A 15,108-nucleotide genomic window follows, 5' to 3' on the forward strand; every position below is an offset into this window, starting at 1 on the left:
GTGCGGCTCAGGCGGCGGCGCTGCGGCCGGTCATCCAGCGTTCGAAGGAATCCGTGTCCATCGGCCGGGCGAAATGGAAGCCCTGCATGCGGCCCCATGGCCGGGACGGGAGAGTGCGCAGCCTGAAAATAGACACCGGTGACAACAACCTTGAAAACCACCGGATGCGCCTGGCGCCTTGAGCGCCTCAAGCCAGCCCTTTCCTGCCGGTCGCGACAGCGCGGGTCGCGAGAGGCGCGGTGCGACCGGTCAGGCGAAGCGGACATGCGGCGGCGCGGCGGAGCCCAGGCAGTGAAACCGCAAAAGCGGCCGGTCCCGACGACGAGGATGATGCTCGCACTGCCGCGGCCGGGCCTCCCCAAGTCCTGCTGTTCATCTTCATCTGCGGTACTGGGGAAGAGCCCAGAAAGCGGTCGGTCAAAAACCATGGGACGGCGCATCCCGTATCGGCGCCTCTCTCCAGACCGGTCATTCGCGACCTGAAGATGCTGCCTTGCAGCGCGCAGGAGAACGGCCGTTCGTCCCTCTCTGCGGCATCCTCCTGCAGCCGAGCTCATCCTTCGCGCACGAAACGGTCCTTCAACCGTGCAACATTTTCTTGCTGTTGACGCTAAGTGGCCGACGGACGCTGGACGGAGAGGGTTTCCGCACCGCTGCTGTTTTCCCCGTAGCAGACACGCGCAGCTATCTGCCGATCGCTGTCGTGACGACCAGAAAACCCGACACGTAAAAAGCCGGCTTCCTTCGATGAAGCCAAAGCCTAGTACGGCCTCCTGCACCACCCGACGGAGCACGATCCCCCACGATCGGCGTCGTGCGGGAGCCAGTTGGCTCGAAAGGACCGACGCCTCTATCTCACGCCGGAAACCAGCGTTCTCACGCAGCCAAGCGGTGTTTTTCCCTATGCTCGGCTTCGGCGCGGATCCAGTCGCGCAATGTCTCGGCGAAATCCTGGGCCTGTTCCGCAAGGGAAAACCGTACCGAACCGAGCGATTCGTACTCTCCGTCGAAATTCCTGACGAGGAAGGCGCTGCCGTCCCGAATGATGTCGACCGTCATGTGTCTGCTCCGGTTCCGCTTGGGACGCTGCGTTTTCCTGCCAAGCCCGTCTGCCACGCTCCGGTTCCCGGTTCAGGACGGGAAAACACGCCCCGCGACAGAATGGCCGCTCCTTCAAGCCTGCAGCAGGAAATCTGCGAATTCGCGGACTAGCGGGCGCTCTGCGGAGGCGGCGTTGAGCTTCAGGTAGTAGCCGCGGTCGAGGCGCAGAGTCCCGCCCTGCGCCGGTACCAGCAGCTCCTGCTCCAGATGCCGTCCGACGAGATGGTCCCAGCCGAGGAGCACGCCCTCGCCGCGCAGTCCGGCCTCGACCAGCACCGGATAGCTGTTGCTGACCAGCCGGAACGGGCGCTCCGGCGCGGGCGCGCCCTGTGCGCGGAACCAGTCCTTCCAGCTCAGCGGCGTCCAGCCGATCGCCTCGGAGCTCCAGTGCATCGGGTGCAGTTCCAGCAGGTCCATTTCGGCAAGCCGGGCAGTGCTGTCGAGCGGGCCATGGCGGCCGAGGAAGTCCGGGCTGCAGACCGGGCGCACGGTCTCGTCGAAGAGATAGACCAGCCGCTCGCCGGGATCGCAGCGCTCGTTGCCGCAGATCACCGACAGGTCGACCTCGGCAAAGTTGCGCAGCCGGTCGTTCTCGTCGGAAGCGAGCAGCACGAAGCGGACCTCCGGGTGCAGCGCCCGGAAGGCGTCGAGACGCGGCGCCAGCCAGTAGGCGATGACGGCCTGGGTGCCGGAGATGGTGATCGCGGCCTCCGTCTCCTCCGGGTCGATCCCGGCAATCGCTTCGCAGATGCCGTCGAGGCCCGACGTTACAGCGCCAAGCAGCCGCGTGCCTTCGCCGGTCAGCTCCAGCGCATTGTGCAGCCGCCGGAACAGCGTGCAGCCGAGCGCCTTCTCCAGCCCGCGGATCTGCTGGCTGACCGCCGCCTGGGTGACGTTCAGCTCGGTGGCGGCGAGGGTGAAGCTCAGGTGCTTCGCCGCGACCTCGAAGGTGGCGAAGGCTTGCAGCGACGGCAGGTAGCGGCGGCGCGGGGTCATGGCTGCATCCTATCGGCAGGCGGGCGGGCGGCTCAAGCGGCGATCACTCGGCCCGCGCGCGCCATTCCTTCCAGCGCAGCGTGGCGGTCGCGCCGATCTGCGCGAAGGGCGCGGGCGGCAGGCGCGAGGGCAGCGGCTCGGCGGCGAAGCCGGGCGCGATGCCTTCGGTGACGCCCATCGCCATCTCGGCGGCGGCGATCCCGGTCAGCGTGCCGCGCACCGTGCCCAGCCCGTTCTGCACGCAGGCGGAGTAGAGGCCCGGTTCCAGTTCGCGGCAGACCGAGACATGGTTCATCGACAGGCACAGATGCCCGGCCCAGCGATGCGCCATGCGGGTTCCCGCGAGCATCGGGAAGCGGTCGTCGAACTTGCGCTGCATGATGCGGGCCGCGCGCGCCATCTGGGCTTCGGTCGTCTCCATGCCGGGGCGGAACTCGGCGGCGGCGCGGATGACGATGCGATGGCCGCCCTGGCCGGGATCGATGCGCCGCACGGTCGTGCCCATCGGGTCCGAGGGCGTCAGCGCCCAGCGGGGCGCGCCGCGGAGCTCGGCCCGCGCCTCCGGTCCCAGCTCCTCCGTCATCGCGGCAAAGAGGAAGATATGCATCAGCCGCCCGCGCATCAGCCCGAAGCTTTCCAGATGGCCGTTGGTGGCGAGGATCACCGACCGGCAGGAGACCGCGCCCTTCGGCGTTTCCACCTGCCAGCCATTGCCTTGGCGGGCGAAGCCGGTCACCGGGCTGCCTTCGTGGATCGCCGCCCTCCCGGACAGCCCGGCGGCCAGGCCGCGGACATAGCCTGCGGGCTGTATCATCACCGTGCCGGGCGTCCAGAGCCCCGAGACGTAGTGGCGGCTGCCGGTCAGCGCACGCATGGCTTGCGCGTCCAGCATCTCGTGGCCCTCTCCCAGCGAGGCAAGGTGGGCCGCATAGCTGCGGTTCCGCGCATCGGCGGCCGCGCAGGCGGCGCCGTTCACCTTGCCCGAGGTCTCGAAATATCCCGGATCGATCCCGCATTCCGCGACCGCCTCGCGGGCAAAGCCGATGGCCTGGCGGTTCAGCGCGATCTGCGCCCGGTCGTCGCCGCCGCCGGCATAGTCGTCCGAGGTCAGCTCATGCGGCAGGTCGATCATGAAGCCCGAATTGCGCCCTGCGGAGCCTTCGCCGATCTGGCCCGCCTCCAGCAGGACGACCTGCAGCGACGGATCGAGCTGCAGCAGGCGCCTCAGGGCGGATAGCCCGGCAAAGCCGCCGCCGATCACGACGATATCGGCCGTCCGGTCCGCCTCCAGCGGCGGAAAGGGCACCCGGACGGGCAGGATCGCGTTCCAGCCGGCAGGCCCGGCAAGTTTCGGCAGACGTCTGGCAGAGAAGCGCGTCGTCACGGGCGGGGTCCTTCCGAAAGGAGAGCGGTGGAGGAAGGTCCGGCGGCGGCAAGGGACTGGACCGCCGCCGGTTGGGACCGGCTCAGCCGATGGCGGAGCCGTAGGGATCGGAAAGGTCGACCCAGATGGTCTTCAGCTGGGTATACTGGTCATGGGCATGGATGCCGTTGTCGCGGCCGCTGAAGCCCGACTGCTTGTAGCCGCCGAAGGGCGTGGAGATGTCGCCCTCGCCGAAGCTGTTCACCGTCACCGTGCCCGCGCGCAGCATCCGCGCGCCGCGGATCGCGCGGCGGGCATTGGCGGTGAAGATCGAGGCGGCCAGACCGTATTCCGTGTCATTGGCGACCGCGATGGCCTCTTCGAAGCTCGCGACCGTGATGACGGTCAGGACCGGGCCGAAGATCTCCTCGCGCGCCAACGGATGGGCGTTGTCCGGCACCTCGACGATGGTGGGCTCAACGAAGGCGCCATCGACGGTCTTGCCGCCCATCAGCACGCGGCCCTCGCCGACCTGTTCCAGATAGCCCGCGACCTTGGCGAAATGCGCCTGCGAGACCAGCGCGCCGACGCGGACCGACGGGTCGAGCGGCGCGCCGATATTCCAGTGCCGCGCCTCGGCCTCGATCCGCGCCATCAGCGTGTCGCAGATGTCGCGATGGACGATCAGGCGCGAGGCGGCGGAGCAGTTCTCGCCCATGTTCCAGAAGGCGCCGTTGACGACATGGCGCGCGACCTCGTCCAAGTGCTCGGCATCGTCCATGACGATGCAGGGGTTCTTGCCGCCCAGCTCCAGAACGACTTCCTTGAGGTTCGAGTCGGCCGAATAGTGCAGGAAGCGGCGGCCGGTGGCGGTCGAGCCGGTGAAGCTGACCATGTCGACATCTGCATGGCGTCCGAGCGGCTCGCCCACGGCGCTGCCGGAGCCGGTCACGACGTTCAGAACGCCTGCCGGGATGCCCGCCTGATGTGCCAGTTCCGCGACGCGCAGCGCGGTCAGCGTGGTCTCGGCGGCGGGCTTCACCACCACCGAGCAGCCCGCGGCCAGCGCCGGGCCGATCTTCCAAGCCAGCATCAGCAGCGGGAAGTTCCAGGGCAGGACCAGCCCGACGACGCCCACCGGCTCGCGCAGCACCATGGCGATATGGTCGTCGGAGGCAGGCGCGACCTGATCGTAGATCTTGTCGATCAGCTCGGCATGCCATTTCAGCACGTGGATCGTCTCGGGCACGTCCACGGTGGCGCAGTCATAGATGGTCTTGCCGGAATCGAGGCTCTCCATCACCGCCAGCTCATGGGCCTCGCGCTCCATCAGGCGGCAGAGCTTCAGCATCGCCTCCTTGCGCTCGGCCGGATGCAGCCGCGACCAGCGCCCGTCCTCGAAGGCTTCGCGCGCCTTCGCGACGGCCAGGTCGACATCTTCCGCCCCGCAGGCCGCGATCTCGGCCAGCTTGACGCCAGTGGCAGGGTTCACCGTCGCGAAGGTTGCGCCCGAGGCGGCGGGCCGGAAGTTGCCGCCGATGAAGGCGTTGCAGGGCAGCACCAGCGATGCGGCGATGGCTTCGTATTCTTCCCTTGTCAGCAGGTCGCTCATGGATCAGTTCTCCGCCTTGATGGCTGCAATCGTGGTCTTCAGCGTCCGGATGACCTGCTCCAGTTCGCGCTTCTCGTCCTTGTCGAGGCCCCGGAGCGGCGGGCGCATCGCGCCTGTCGGATGGCCGAGGAATTCGGTGCCGTGCTTCACGGCCTGGATGAACTTGCCGCCTTGTTCGAGCACGCGCATCAGCGGCATCATCGCCGACATGATCCGGCGGCCCTTGGCGAAATCGCCATGCACGGCGCAGGTCTCGTAGAGGAAGACATGTTCTTCCGGCAGGAAGTTCGAGCCTGCACATATCCAGCTGCGCGCGCCCCAGGCGAAGAATTCCAGCGCCTGGTCGTCCATCCCGCAGGACATCTGGATATGCGGGTAGTCGCGGGCCAGCAGGTGGACCCGGTTGATGTCGCCCGAGCTTTCCTTGATGCCGACGATGTTGCGCGAGCGGCAGACGAGGTCGAGGAACTCGGTCCCCATCTCCACGCCCATCCGGCCCGGGTAGTTGTAGAGGATCACCGGCAGGTCGGCGGCGCGGTCGATGGCGAGTGCGTTCATCGCGTTCTCGCGCTCGGTCGGCACCGAATAGGGCGGCGTGCCGAGGAGCAGCGCATCGGCGCCCATTTCCCGCGCGCCCATGGCCAGCGCGATGCTGTCAGGCGTGCGCATCGCCCCGGTGCCGACGATCAGCGGCAGGCGACCGTTCAGCCGCTCATTGATGAAGCGGGCGAGGGTCAGCCGCTCCTCGACGGTCTGGGCATAGTTCTCGCCGGTCGAGCCGCCCGAGATGACACCATGGACGCCGGAGGCGACGAGATGCTCGACGATATCGGCCAGCCGGTCGAAATCCGGCTCGAGGTCGGTGCCATAGGGGGTGACGATGGGGGTGTAGATCCCCTCGAGGACAAATCTGTGCGTCATGCGCGGGTCTCCGGTTCTTGGGGAGCGGTTCATTGGAGGAAGCCCATCAGCCGCGGCAGGAAGAGCGCGAGCGGCGGCCAGTAGGTGGTGACGAGCATCACCGGCAGCGCGGCGAGGCCCATGAAGTAGAGGGCGGGGCGCATCACCTCGGACATCCCGACCTTGCCGACCCGGCAGGCCATGAAGAGGATCGGCGCCATCGGCGGGCTGTTCGCGCCGATCACCACCGAGGTGCCGATGATGGCGGCGAAATGGACGGCATCGACGCCGATCTCGGCCATGACCGGGACCATCAGCGGGCTGATGATGGCGATCACGCTGACATCGTCCATGATCATGCCGAGCAGGATCAGGAAGATGTTGACCATCAGCAGGATGACCAGCGGACTGTCGAAGGTGCCCAGCAGCAGGTCGGTCAGTTCCTGCGGCACGCGCTCCAGCGTGAAGATGCGGCTGGCGACGAAGGAGAAGACGAGGATGATCATGATCACGCCGGTCGTGGTCCCGGCCTGGATAACCGCCTGGGCGATGCCCTTCAGCGACAGCTCGCGGTAGACGAAGAGGCCCACGGGGATCGCATAGACCACCGAGATCGCCGCGGCTTCGGTCGGCGTAAAGATGCCGCCATAGATGCCGCCGAGGATGATGACCGGCAGCATCAGCGCGGGGATCGCCGCACGTCCGGTGGAGAGGCTCTCCGACAGGCGCTGGCGTGCCGGGATTTTGGCGTCGTCGCCGCCCATGTGGCGGACGACATGGATGCGGTTCAGCACCGAGAGCACGATCATCAGCAGGATCCCCGGCCCGACGGTGGCGAGGAAGCAGGCGGCGATCGACTGCCGCGTGACGACCGCATAGAGGATCATCGTGATGGAGGGCGGGATCAGGAGGCCCAGCAGCGACGAGACGCCGAGGAGCGCCGAGGTGTAGCCGCGGGCATAGCCGTGGCGTTCCATCGGATCGAGCATGATCGAGCCGATCGAGGCCACTGCCGCCGAGGCCGTGCCCGAGATCGCACCGAAGATGCCGCAGGCCACCACCATCGAGGTGCCCATCCCGGTCTTCGAGCGTCCGACGACGGCTTCGACGAAGTCCACCAGCCGCCGCGCGATGCCGCCCGACTGCATCAGGTAGCCGGTCATCACGAACAGGGGCAGCGCCACCAGGATCACCGAGTTCACCGCCCAGAAGCCGGTGGTCATCAGCGAGGAGATGTCGATGTCGTAGACCACCGACAGGATCAGCGTCATGGCGGCGAAGGAGAACACCACCGGGACGCCCGCCATCATCAGCACGATGACCGCGAGGATTGCGAGAAGCGCGCCCATCAATTCACCTCCGCTTCCGGGTTGCCGGAATGGACGTCGCGGCCGCGGATCTCCTGCACGAGATCGCGCAAGAGGTAGGCGACGAACAGCACGGCCGCGACCAGCAATGCGGCCTGCGACACCCACCACGGAATGCCGAAAACCGGCGTGGATTGCCCCCGCTCCAGCCCGAAGGAGACGAGCGACCAGGACCAGGTGACGAAGGCCAGGGCCACGACCAGCGAGACGGCGGTGGAGAAGATGTCCGCGGCGCGGTGGATGCGGGGATTGCGGGTCATGACCCGGACGAAGTCGGCGCTGAGATGCGAGCGCTCGCGCGAGGCCATCACCGCCCCCAGCATGTAGAACCACATGACGCCGATCAGCATCAGCTCCTCCAGTCCGAAGACTGGAGTGCCGAGCACGGCGCGGCTGAAGATGCCCCAGGCCAGCAGCACGGCGACCGCGAGCCCGAGCACGACCAGCACGGGCTGGATGATCCAGACCAGCGCCCGGTCAAGGAATTTCAGGATGTTCATGGCAGGTCCTCCCTGTGCCGCGGCCCTTGCGGGCCGCGGCGGACAGGATTACTCGGCAGCGGGAACGGAGGCGTTGGCGCGGACCTGGTCCATGATCTCGGCGCCCAGGGCCTCCTCGGCCTGCGGCCAGACCTCGGCGCGGACCTTCTCCACCCAGGCGGCCTTCTCGGCCGGGGTCGGCACGATGTACTCCATCCCGGCCTCCTGCGCCTTGGCGATCCACTTCTCGTCCTCGGCCCGGGCATTGGCGAATTGCGCGTCCATCACCGCCTGCGCGGCCTCTGCCACGACGGCCTGGTCCTCGGGCGCGAGCCCGTCCCATGTGGCCTCGTTCATCAGCAGCGAGTAGGAGGAGAAGTTGTGCGAGCTCTGGACGAAATAGTCGAGCTGGTCGCGGAAGTACTCGTAGTCCCAGTAGATCACGTTGGAGCTGTCGCCGTCGACCACGCCAGTCTGGATCGAGGTATAGACCTCGTTCCAATCGATCGGCACCGCCTGGAAGCCCATCGCCTGCACGGTCTGCGGCAGCGGGAAGATCGGCTGCGAGCGGACTCGGATGCCCTGGGCCGCCTCGGCGCTGGTGGCATGGCGCCCCTTGGTGGCGATGCCGCCGAAGCCTTCCGGGAAGGGGCCGAAATACTTCAGGCCGAGATCCTCGTAGACCGGGCCGATCACCTTGCGGATCCAGCCATCGGGGCCGAAGGAGGCAATCGCGTCCTCCCAGCCCAGCACCATGTAGGGGATGTAGTTGACGCCAATGCGCTGGTCATAGGAGGTCTGCGGCCAGGTGATCATCATCTGGATGTTGCCCTGCACGAGCTGGTCGAACAGCTCCTGCTGGCCGCCGAGCTCGCCCTGGTAGAAGACGTCGACGCGCAGGCGGCCGTCGGAGTTTTCCTCGATCTGCTTCGCCCAATCCTGCATGGCATGGCCGAGCACGGAGTCGCGGTCGCCCGCCTCGCTGGTCAGGACGAGCCGCTCGGCGGCATGGGCAGGCACCGCCAGGACGGCGGCAAGGGCAAGGGCGGTGAAGGCAGTCATTCCGGTCATCATGGTCTCCCGTTGGCGATCTCGGTCGCGGCGCTTGGGCGCCTTGTGATTGGGAGGTGGTCCGCCGGAAGACCCTGCTTCGGCAAACGAGAATTGGCATGCCCGAGGCATAAGGCCCGGCTTATGTCGCCGCGCGGTTCAGAATAACTCCTTGTTCAGGCAAGGTTTCCATTCCGGGATAGCCTATCGGCAGCCGTTTAGGCCTGGCAGCCGATGGATAAAGTCTTTTGTGGCAATGCAACGACGCCGGGAAAATCGGATGGTGGCATGCCTGTGCAGGAAGAAGTATGAACGACCGGTACTCTCGCTGCATTGCAGAACTGCAAAACGAATCGCCCTCAGGGAGCGATGCTGCGCACGTTAGAGCGGCAAGGGAGCGACCGACTGCAGTGGGGCTCGAACCCGACTTGCGGCGGCGCAGCGAGCCGCGCACCTGGCGCGTCGCAGCCATCGTCACTCACGGCCCAGGGACGAAGCCGCTCGCGCGGCATTGGCGCGCTTGGCAGCGGAGCGTGCTGATCGACCTCCTGTGCATTTGGGAATGCGGGCAACTGCCTGACGATTGAGGCCTCTCAATCGACAGACAGGAGGTTCCCATGACGGAGGAGAGAATATCGCCGCTGCGGGCGCGGATGATCGAGGACATGCGCATCCGGGGGATTGGCGAGAAGGCCCAGAAGTCCCACATCCGGGCGATCAAGGATTTCGCCCAGTTCCTCGGGCGTTCGCCGGATACCGCCACCCCTGAGGAGTTGCGGGCTTACCAGCTGCACATGACCGACACCGGGGTCACGGCCAGCACGTTCAACGTGCGGATCGTGGCGCTCCGGTTCTTCTTCGGGATGACCTGCGGGCGCGATGAGCTGAAGCGGTACATGCAGTTCCGCACGCTGCCGAGGAAGCTGCCCGTCGTGTTCAGCGTCGAGGAAGTCTCCGATATCCTGATGGCGGCGCCGGGGCCCGGGCTCAAGTACCGCGCCGCGCTCAGCATTTCCTACGGCGCCGGACTGCGTGCGGCCGAGGTCTGCAACCTCAAGATCGGCGACATCGACAGCGAGCGGATGCTGATCCATGTCGACCAGGGCAAGGGGCGGAAGGATCGAAAGGTGATGCTGTCGCCGGGATTGCTGGACTTGCTGCGCGACTACTGGCGCGAAGCCCGTCCCGAGGGCTGGCTGTTCCCTGGAAAGCCGAAGATCAATCCGCTCTCGCCGCGGCAGCTGAACCGGGCATTCACGTCGGCCAAGACCATGGCCGGGATCAAGAAGGCAGCCACGTTGCACACCCTGCGGCACAGCTTCGCGACGCATCTGCTGGAAGCGAACACCGATGTGCGGGTCATCCAGGTGCTGCTCGGGCACGCGAAGCTGACCACCACGGCACAGTACGCGCATGTCGCGACCAAGACGATCCGCGGCACGGTCAGCCCCTTCGAGATGCTGGCGAAGCTGCAGGACCGGACCGCGAAAGGAAGCCCCGGGTGATCAGGGGCCGGGGTGCCCCGGCCAAGGCTGGAGATCGCTGACATCTTCCGTGCTCATGGTCCTGCGTGGCGGCGGACCAATGCCGGGCATGTCAGCCTGAGCCAGCTCAAGGTGATGTCGGCGATCGAAGCCTGCCGGACGGAGGCGCTCGGCGGGCATGTGGCCGCGTGTGGCAAGTGCGGCCACCACCACATCGCGTACAATTCCTGCAAGAACCGGCACTGTCCGAAGTGCCAGGGGCCGGCGGCGCGCGACTGGATGGCCGCGCGAGCCGAAGACCTTCTGCCCGTGGCAAACTTCCACGTCGTCTTCACCCTACCGGCGGAAATCGCGCAGATCGCGTTCTGGAACAAGAAGGCCGTCTATGGCCTGCTGTTCCGGACGTCTGCCGAAACCCTGGCCACCATCGCTGCCGATCCCCGGCATCTCGGCGCGCGGGTCGGCATGACGAGCGTGCTTCACACCTGGGGATCCGCGCTGGCCCACCACCCCCACATCCACATGATCGTGCCCGGCGGCGGCCTGTCGCCGGACGGGTCGCGGTGGATTCCGTGCCGTCCCGGGTTCCTCCTGCCGGTGAAGGTCCTGTCCCGGGTTCTTCGCTACGGATGATCCCCCGGATCATCCGCTTGACGCTCGAACTCCGGCGGCTGTTCCTGGAAGGGCTGCTCGGACTGCATCAGGCCGGGAAACTCGCCTTCTTCGGCGATCTCGCGGGGCTGGCGGATGCCGGTGCCTTCGCCGCCTGGCTGGCGCCGCTGCGGAAGAAGGACTGGGTGATCTATGCCAAGCCGCCCTTCGGCGGGCCGGAAGCGGTGCTGGCCTATTTTGGCCGCTACACCCACCGCGTGGCCATCTCGAACAGCCGCCTCGTCAGCGCCGACAGCACGGCGGTGGCGTTCCGCTGGAAGGATTACCGCATCAAGCGCGGAGACCGGCAGAAGGTGATGCGGCTCGAAACCGGCGAGTTCATCCGCCGCTTCCTCCGGCACGTCCTGCCCGACGGGTTCCACCGCATCCGGCATTACGGCTTCCTCGCCAGCGGGCTCCGAAAGGCCAGCGTCGCGAAGATCAGGGCCTTGATCGTAGCGGTTCCGGCACCGCCCGCCGACCCGCCGCCGGAGGAAGCGCCGCGCCCCTTCGCGCTGCGCGAGCCGTGCCCGTGCTGCGGCGGCCCGATGCGGATCATCGAGATCTTCCGGCGCGGACAGGTGCCGCGATCGCGCGCGCCGCCGCGGGAGCAGGCCGCATGACGAGATGCCCGTTCTCATCGCGAAGATCGTCCTGGCGCGCGATTTCCGGCGGGATAGCTCCATTCGTGCCTGGAGGTCATCTCGGCTTCCCGGAGGTGGATCGACGACGTTCCTGCGGTCTGGACTGCATGATCTCGCCAGGTTCCAGTTCACCGCGTGGCCCGCATGGCCGTCCCGACGGACGTGAGGTGATAGCCGTCGGCACTGGCCGCAGCACGCTTTCCCCATAGACATCCACCGGCGGCCCGCGGCTTCCACCTTGGGAGGATTTCCAACGCGGGCCGCCAAGGCACCAAGCCGCACCCTCACGCTCCGGCCCGCATCGAAAATCCTTCACCAAAGCTGCCCTTCGTGGCTGACGCGGCGAATGACACTCTGAGCGTTTCCCGACATTCGCTCTACCCGCCGCGGGGATCCGCACCAAGCCATAAAACGGAGCCCCTTCAAGATGTTGAGGACCAGCGCAGCGAGCTGCAGCGTTGGTCCGACGTGACCGAATGCGCGGGGCGTATCGATCATGGTCTTGGCGTTTGCGCGAACAGCCGCTCAGATCCGGCAATCCTCCTATCGAAGCAGGTTCAATACATCAGAAATCATCTCCGCAAACCGTTCCGGACTGCGCATCGGAATGCCGTGGTTCGCGCCCGGGACGATGAGCGTCAATGCATTGTCCAGGCACTCGGATACCCGGTCTGCCATCATGACCGTGTCGATATGGCTGTCGCCTCCCTCTACAATGATCGTGGGCGCCGTGATTGCGCCAAGGTCTTCGCAACCGACGGGCAACGGCGCCATCGCGCCATAAGCCGGAATGGTCCTGCTGTTGTTCCGCCAGATCGTGGGCCAGGGCATCTTGGCTTCTGCGGCCGATCCTTCGGGCATCTGGAACACGCCCTCAATGAACCGCAGCGCAGCGCCATCGAGGTTGCCTTGTTTTGCCAGCCCCACGGCCGGGGCGAAAACGGTGCGTACCTTCTCCTGCATGGCACGCCTCCCGCCCGGGAGATCCGACAGCAACGGGTAAAGGATGGGCTCGTAGTGGATCGCCGCACCAAAGAGTTCGGGTCTGCGCATCATCGCGTGCAGGCCGATTTCACCTCCATAGGACCAGGTCACCAGGGTTGCGGGTGTCCCGTTCCCCACCGTCTCCGCAACGCGGATCAGGTCCGAGACATGGGTGTCGCGGCTGAAATCCTCCGGCAGCCCGATCGGCGCGTCGCCTGGGCCGAAATGCCGCTGGGTGTAAGAAACCAGCCGACGATCCGGGGCATTCTTGGCCAGCGCATCGATCACCCCGTCCCAGACCCTGAGATCGGACAGGGCTCCATGAACGAAGATGACCGGCGTGCCCTCCCCCTCGAAGCGGACCTCGACCGTGCGGCCATCGATTTCGAAGACGTCCGCATGGAGGGATGTGGTCGTCAGGGCGATCCCCGCAGCGACAAGGCCGCGCGTGATATTGGATGTCGTGGACATGCGTTCCTCCTGTTTCTGGTCCCAAGAACGTGCGGGGGAGCCGACTTTCATGTCCTGAAAGTTCAATGAAATCGGCCCGATATTAACCAATTCCCCTTCTGCCGATGGCCGGGATCGGATTAGGATGGTCGCACAGGCTGAAAGAGTGAGCCGCATGGAACCTGGCCGGATCAGGATCGGAGCGTTTGCATTCGACGTCGCCACAGGTGTGCTGACATCCGAGGATGGTCGGTCGGTGGCCTTGCGTTCGCAGACAGCGGCGGTTCTGCGGGACCTGCTGGCGCATCGCGGCGAGGTCGTGAGCCGCGAAGAGATCATGTCCCGTATCTGGCCGACGACCACGGTGACCGAAGACAGCGTGACCCAATGCATCCGTGAGATCCGTGCCGGTCTCGGCGAGGATGGGCACCGCCTGCTGAGGACTTTTCCCAAGCGCGGCTACATGCTGGAGACGTTCGAGATCCACGTCATGGAAGAGGCAGAACAGGCTGGCAGGACGCGGTGGGCGCGGTTTGCAGTGCTCACCGGCCTGGCGGCGCTCGCTATCATGGCGAGCGTTTTTCTGTGGCCCCGCGAAGCGCACCGGGGCGAACGTCCGGTGATCGTCATCGCCTCATTTCTCGATCTCTATGAAACCGAAAAGTGGTCACGGATTGGCACCGGATTGGCGAACGAACTCTCGGCCTCGCTTGCGCGCAACGACTGGCTCGATGTGCGGCATCCCCGACTGTTCGATGACAGCGCGCCGCGGGGCGCCTACATGCTCACCGGAACGATCAGCGCTGCGCCTGAAACGCTGCGCCTCACCGCCCGCTTGACGGAAGGAACCGAGGGGCGGATCGTGTGGTCCGAAGTCTGGGAAGGCCCCATTGACGAGGTCTTTGCCATGCAAGCCAGCCTGCTGGAGAAAGTGGAAGCCACGATTGCCCCGGCATGGACCGGTGTAGTCGCCCGCGACACGCTCGAGAAAACGGATGCGTCTCCGGGCAATCTCGGGGCATTCGACCTCTATTTGCGCGCGATCGAGCAGAAGCACCTGTTCACGCCCAAAGGTCTCGCGCGGTCGCAGACATTCCTCGAGCAGGCGCTGACTCTGGATCCAGACTACGCGCGCGCATGGACTGCGCTTGCCGTCGTTCACCTGTTGCAGATGGAGGGCGCGCGCACGGTCGAGCGGTTCGAGGATCACCTGTCGCGCCGGATCACCGCCACGCAAAACGCCTACCGGTTGTCGCCAAATGACCCGGAAACGCTGGTTCAGGCCACGTTCCTGATGGGCCGCGCCGGGGATCATGCCGCCGCCGAGGCTGCCCTGCGGAAGGCGGCAAAGCTTGGGCACAACAACCCGGACATCCTGGCACAGGCGGCTTGGGGCGGCGCACGTCGTGTCCCCGTCGGAGCGGATGCAATCCAGTGGGCCCAGCGTGCATATGAGCTGAACCCCGCACCGCCGCCATGGTACAGCGCTGCACTTGCGACAGCCGCTTTCTATGCCGAGGATTACGACCTTGCCGCGAGCGCCTATGCAAAGGCTCCCCCGGTCACCGAAATCCTCTATCGGCACGCGGCGACCATGGCAGCCCTTGGTGACTTCGCATCTGCCACCTCCTTGGTGGCTCGAGCGAGATCACGCCTGCCCGAGGGGCTGAGCATTCGCGAACTGGAGGCCGCCGACGGCGCCACCTTTCCACCCTACGTCTCCCGTCTGAACGATCTGCTCGAAAAGATAGACAGCTTTCGTTGAAGTCGGCAGTCCCCATGCCGCCGCGATCGAACCAGCGGTTGCAGAATATTCAAACAAAAAGGCTCGTGTCGCTGGCACTGTCGTGAACCGGTTTCACGGAGACGTTGCGGAATGTCAGTCATAAAGTGCGTAGTTGGCGTTGGTGTTCGGAGCAGCGAACGGCCGCTATCCTGAAGGTTTTTCGATGCGGGCCGCGGCGCGACGTGGGCGGCCGGGAGGTGGCGGCCCGCGTTGACAAACCTCGGAAGGAGGAAGCCGCGGG

General features: G+C 66.2%; 12 protein-coding genes and 1 pseudogene. 4 read left to right on the top strand and 9 right to left on the bottom strand.

Going from position 1 to position 15,108, the window contains the following annotated elements:
* Positions 1 to 182: hypothetical protein (locus tag HCC78_RS33320; RefSeq protein WP_216671366.1), on the top strand; the 182-nt coding region annotated here is incomplete at its 5' end.
* A gap of 694 nt (positions 183 to 876) precedes the next feature.
* On the opposite strand, the gene HCC78_RS29090 is transcribed toward HCC78_RS33320, so the two are convergent.
* From HCC78_RS29090 to dctP, 8 genes are all read right to left on the bottom strand, one after another.
* A complete protein-coding gene (locus HCC78_RS29090; RefSeq protein WP_172332253.1) occupies positions 877 to 1,059 on the bottom strand; it encodes a hypothetical protein in 183 nt (60 codons plus the stop codon).
* A gap of 114 nt (positions 1,060 to 1,173) precedes the next feature.
* A complete protein-coding gene (locus HCC78_RS29095) occupies positions 1,174 to 2,097 on the bottom strand; it encodes a LysR substrate-binding domain-containing protein (protein WP_172332254.1) in 924 nt (307 codons plus the stop codon).
* A gap of 43 nt (positions 2,098 to 2,140) precedes the next feature.
* Complete coding sequence (locus HCC78_RS29100) at positions 2,141 to 3,481, bottom strand: FAD-dependent oxidoreductase (RefSeq protein ID WP_172332255.1); 1,341 nt, start codon at positions 3,479 to 3,481, stop codon at positions 2,141 to 2,143.
* An 82-nt stretch (positions 3,482 to 3,563) separates the two neighbouring features.
* Complete coding sequence (locus tag HCC78_RS29105) at positions 3,564 to 5,072, bottom strand: aldehyde dehydrogenase (RefSeq protein WP_172332256.1); 1,509 nt, start codon at positions 5,070 to 5,072, stop codon at positions 3,564 to 3,566.
* 3 nt (positions 5,073 to 5,075) lie between these two features.
* A complete protein-coding gene (locus HCC78_RS29110; protein ID WP_172332257.1) occupies positions 5,076 to 5,993 on the bottom strand; it encodes a dihydrodipicolinate synthase family protein in 918 nt (305 codons plus the stop codon).
* A 29-nt stretch (positions 5,994 to 6,022) separates the two neighbouring features.
* Entirely contained in the window at positions 6,023 to 7,321 is a 1,299-nt protein-coding gene (locus tag HCC78_RS29115; RefSeq protein ID WP_172332258.1) for a TRAP transporter large permease, read from the bottom strand.
* Positions 7,321 to 7,839, bottom strand: coding sequence for a TRAP transporter small permease (locus HCC78_RS29120; protein WP_172332259.1), 519 nt, complete (start codon positions 7,837 to 7,839; stop codon positions 7,321 to 7,323). The genes HCC78_RS29115 and HCC78_RS29120 overlap by 1 nt, the downstream gene beginning before the upstream one ends.
* 48 nt (positions 7,840 to 7,887) lie before the next feature.
* Positions 7,888 to 8,889: a TRAP transporter substrate-binding protein DctP gene (gene dctP / locus HCC78_RS29125; protein ID WP_216671367.1), complete on the bottom strand. Its 1,002-nt coding sequence runs from the start codon at positions 8,887 to 8,889 to the stop codon at positions 7,888 to 7,890.
* 596 nt (positions 8,890 to 9,485) lie between these two features.
* Here dctP and HCC78_RS29130 point away from each other — a divergent pair.
* A complete protein-coding gene (locus HCC78_RS29130) occupies positions 9,486 to 10,373 on the top strand; it encodes a site-specific integrase (RefSeq protein WP_172332260.1) in 888 nt (295 codons plus the stop codon).
* A 12-nt stretch (positions 10,374 to 10,385) separates the two neighbouring features.
* Positions 10,386 to 11,626 (top strand): annotated as a pseudogene (locus tag HCC78_RS29135) (IS91 family transposase).
* A gap of 564 nt (positions 11,627 to 12,190) precedes the next feature.
* Here HCC78_RS29135 and HCC78_RS29140 read toward each other — a convergent pair.
* Positions 12,191 to 13,102 carry an alpha/beta fold hydrolase gene (locus HCC78_RS29140; protein ID WP_172332261.1) on the bottom strand — a complete coding sequence of 304 codons (912 nt, stop codon included), beginning with the start codon at positions 13,100 to 13,102 and terminating at the stop codon, positions 12,191 to 12,193.
* A gap of 154 nt (positions 13,103 to 13,256) precedes the next feature.
* Between HCC78_RS29140 and HCC78_RS29145 the strand changes: the two genes are divergently transcribed.
* Positions 13,257 to 14,846, top strand: a complete 1,590-nt coding sequence (locus HCC78_RS29145; RefSeq protein ID WP_253949429.1) for a winged helix-turn-helix domain-containing protein — start codon at positions 13,257 to 13,259, stop codon at positions 14,844 to 14,846.
* The last annotated feature ends 262 nt before the right edge of the window (positions 14,847 to 15,108 follow it).

Origin of the sequence: Mangrovicoccus sp. HB161399, from assembly GCF_013184745.1 — a bacterium.
Classification (GTDB): Bacteria; Pseudomonadota; Alphaproteobacteria; order Rhodobacterales; family Rhodobacteraceae; genus Mangrovicoccus.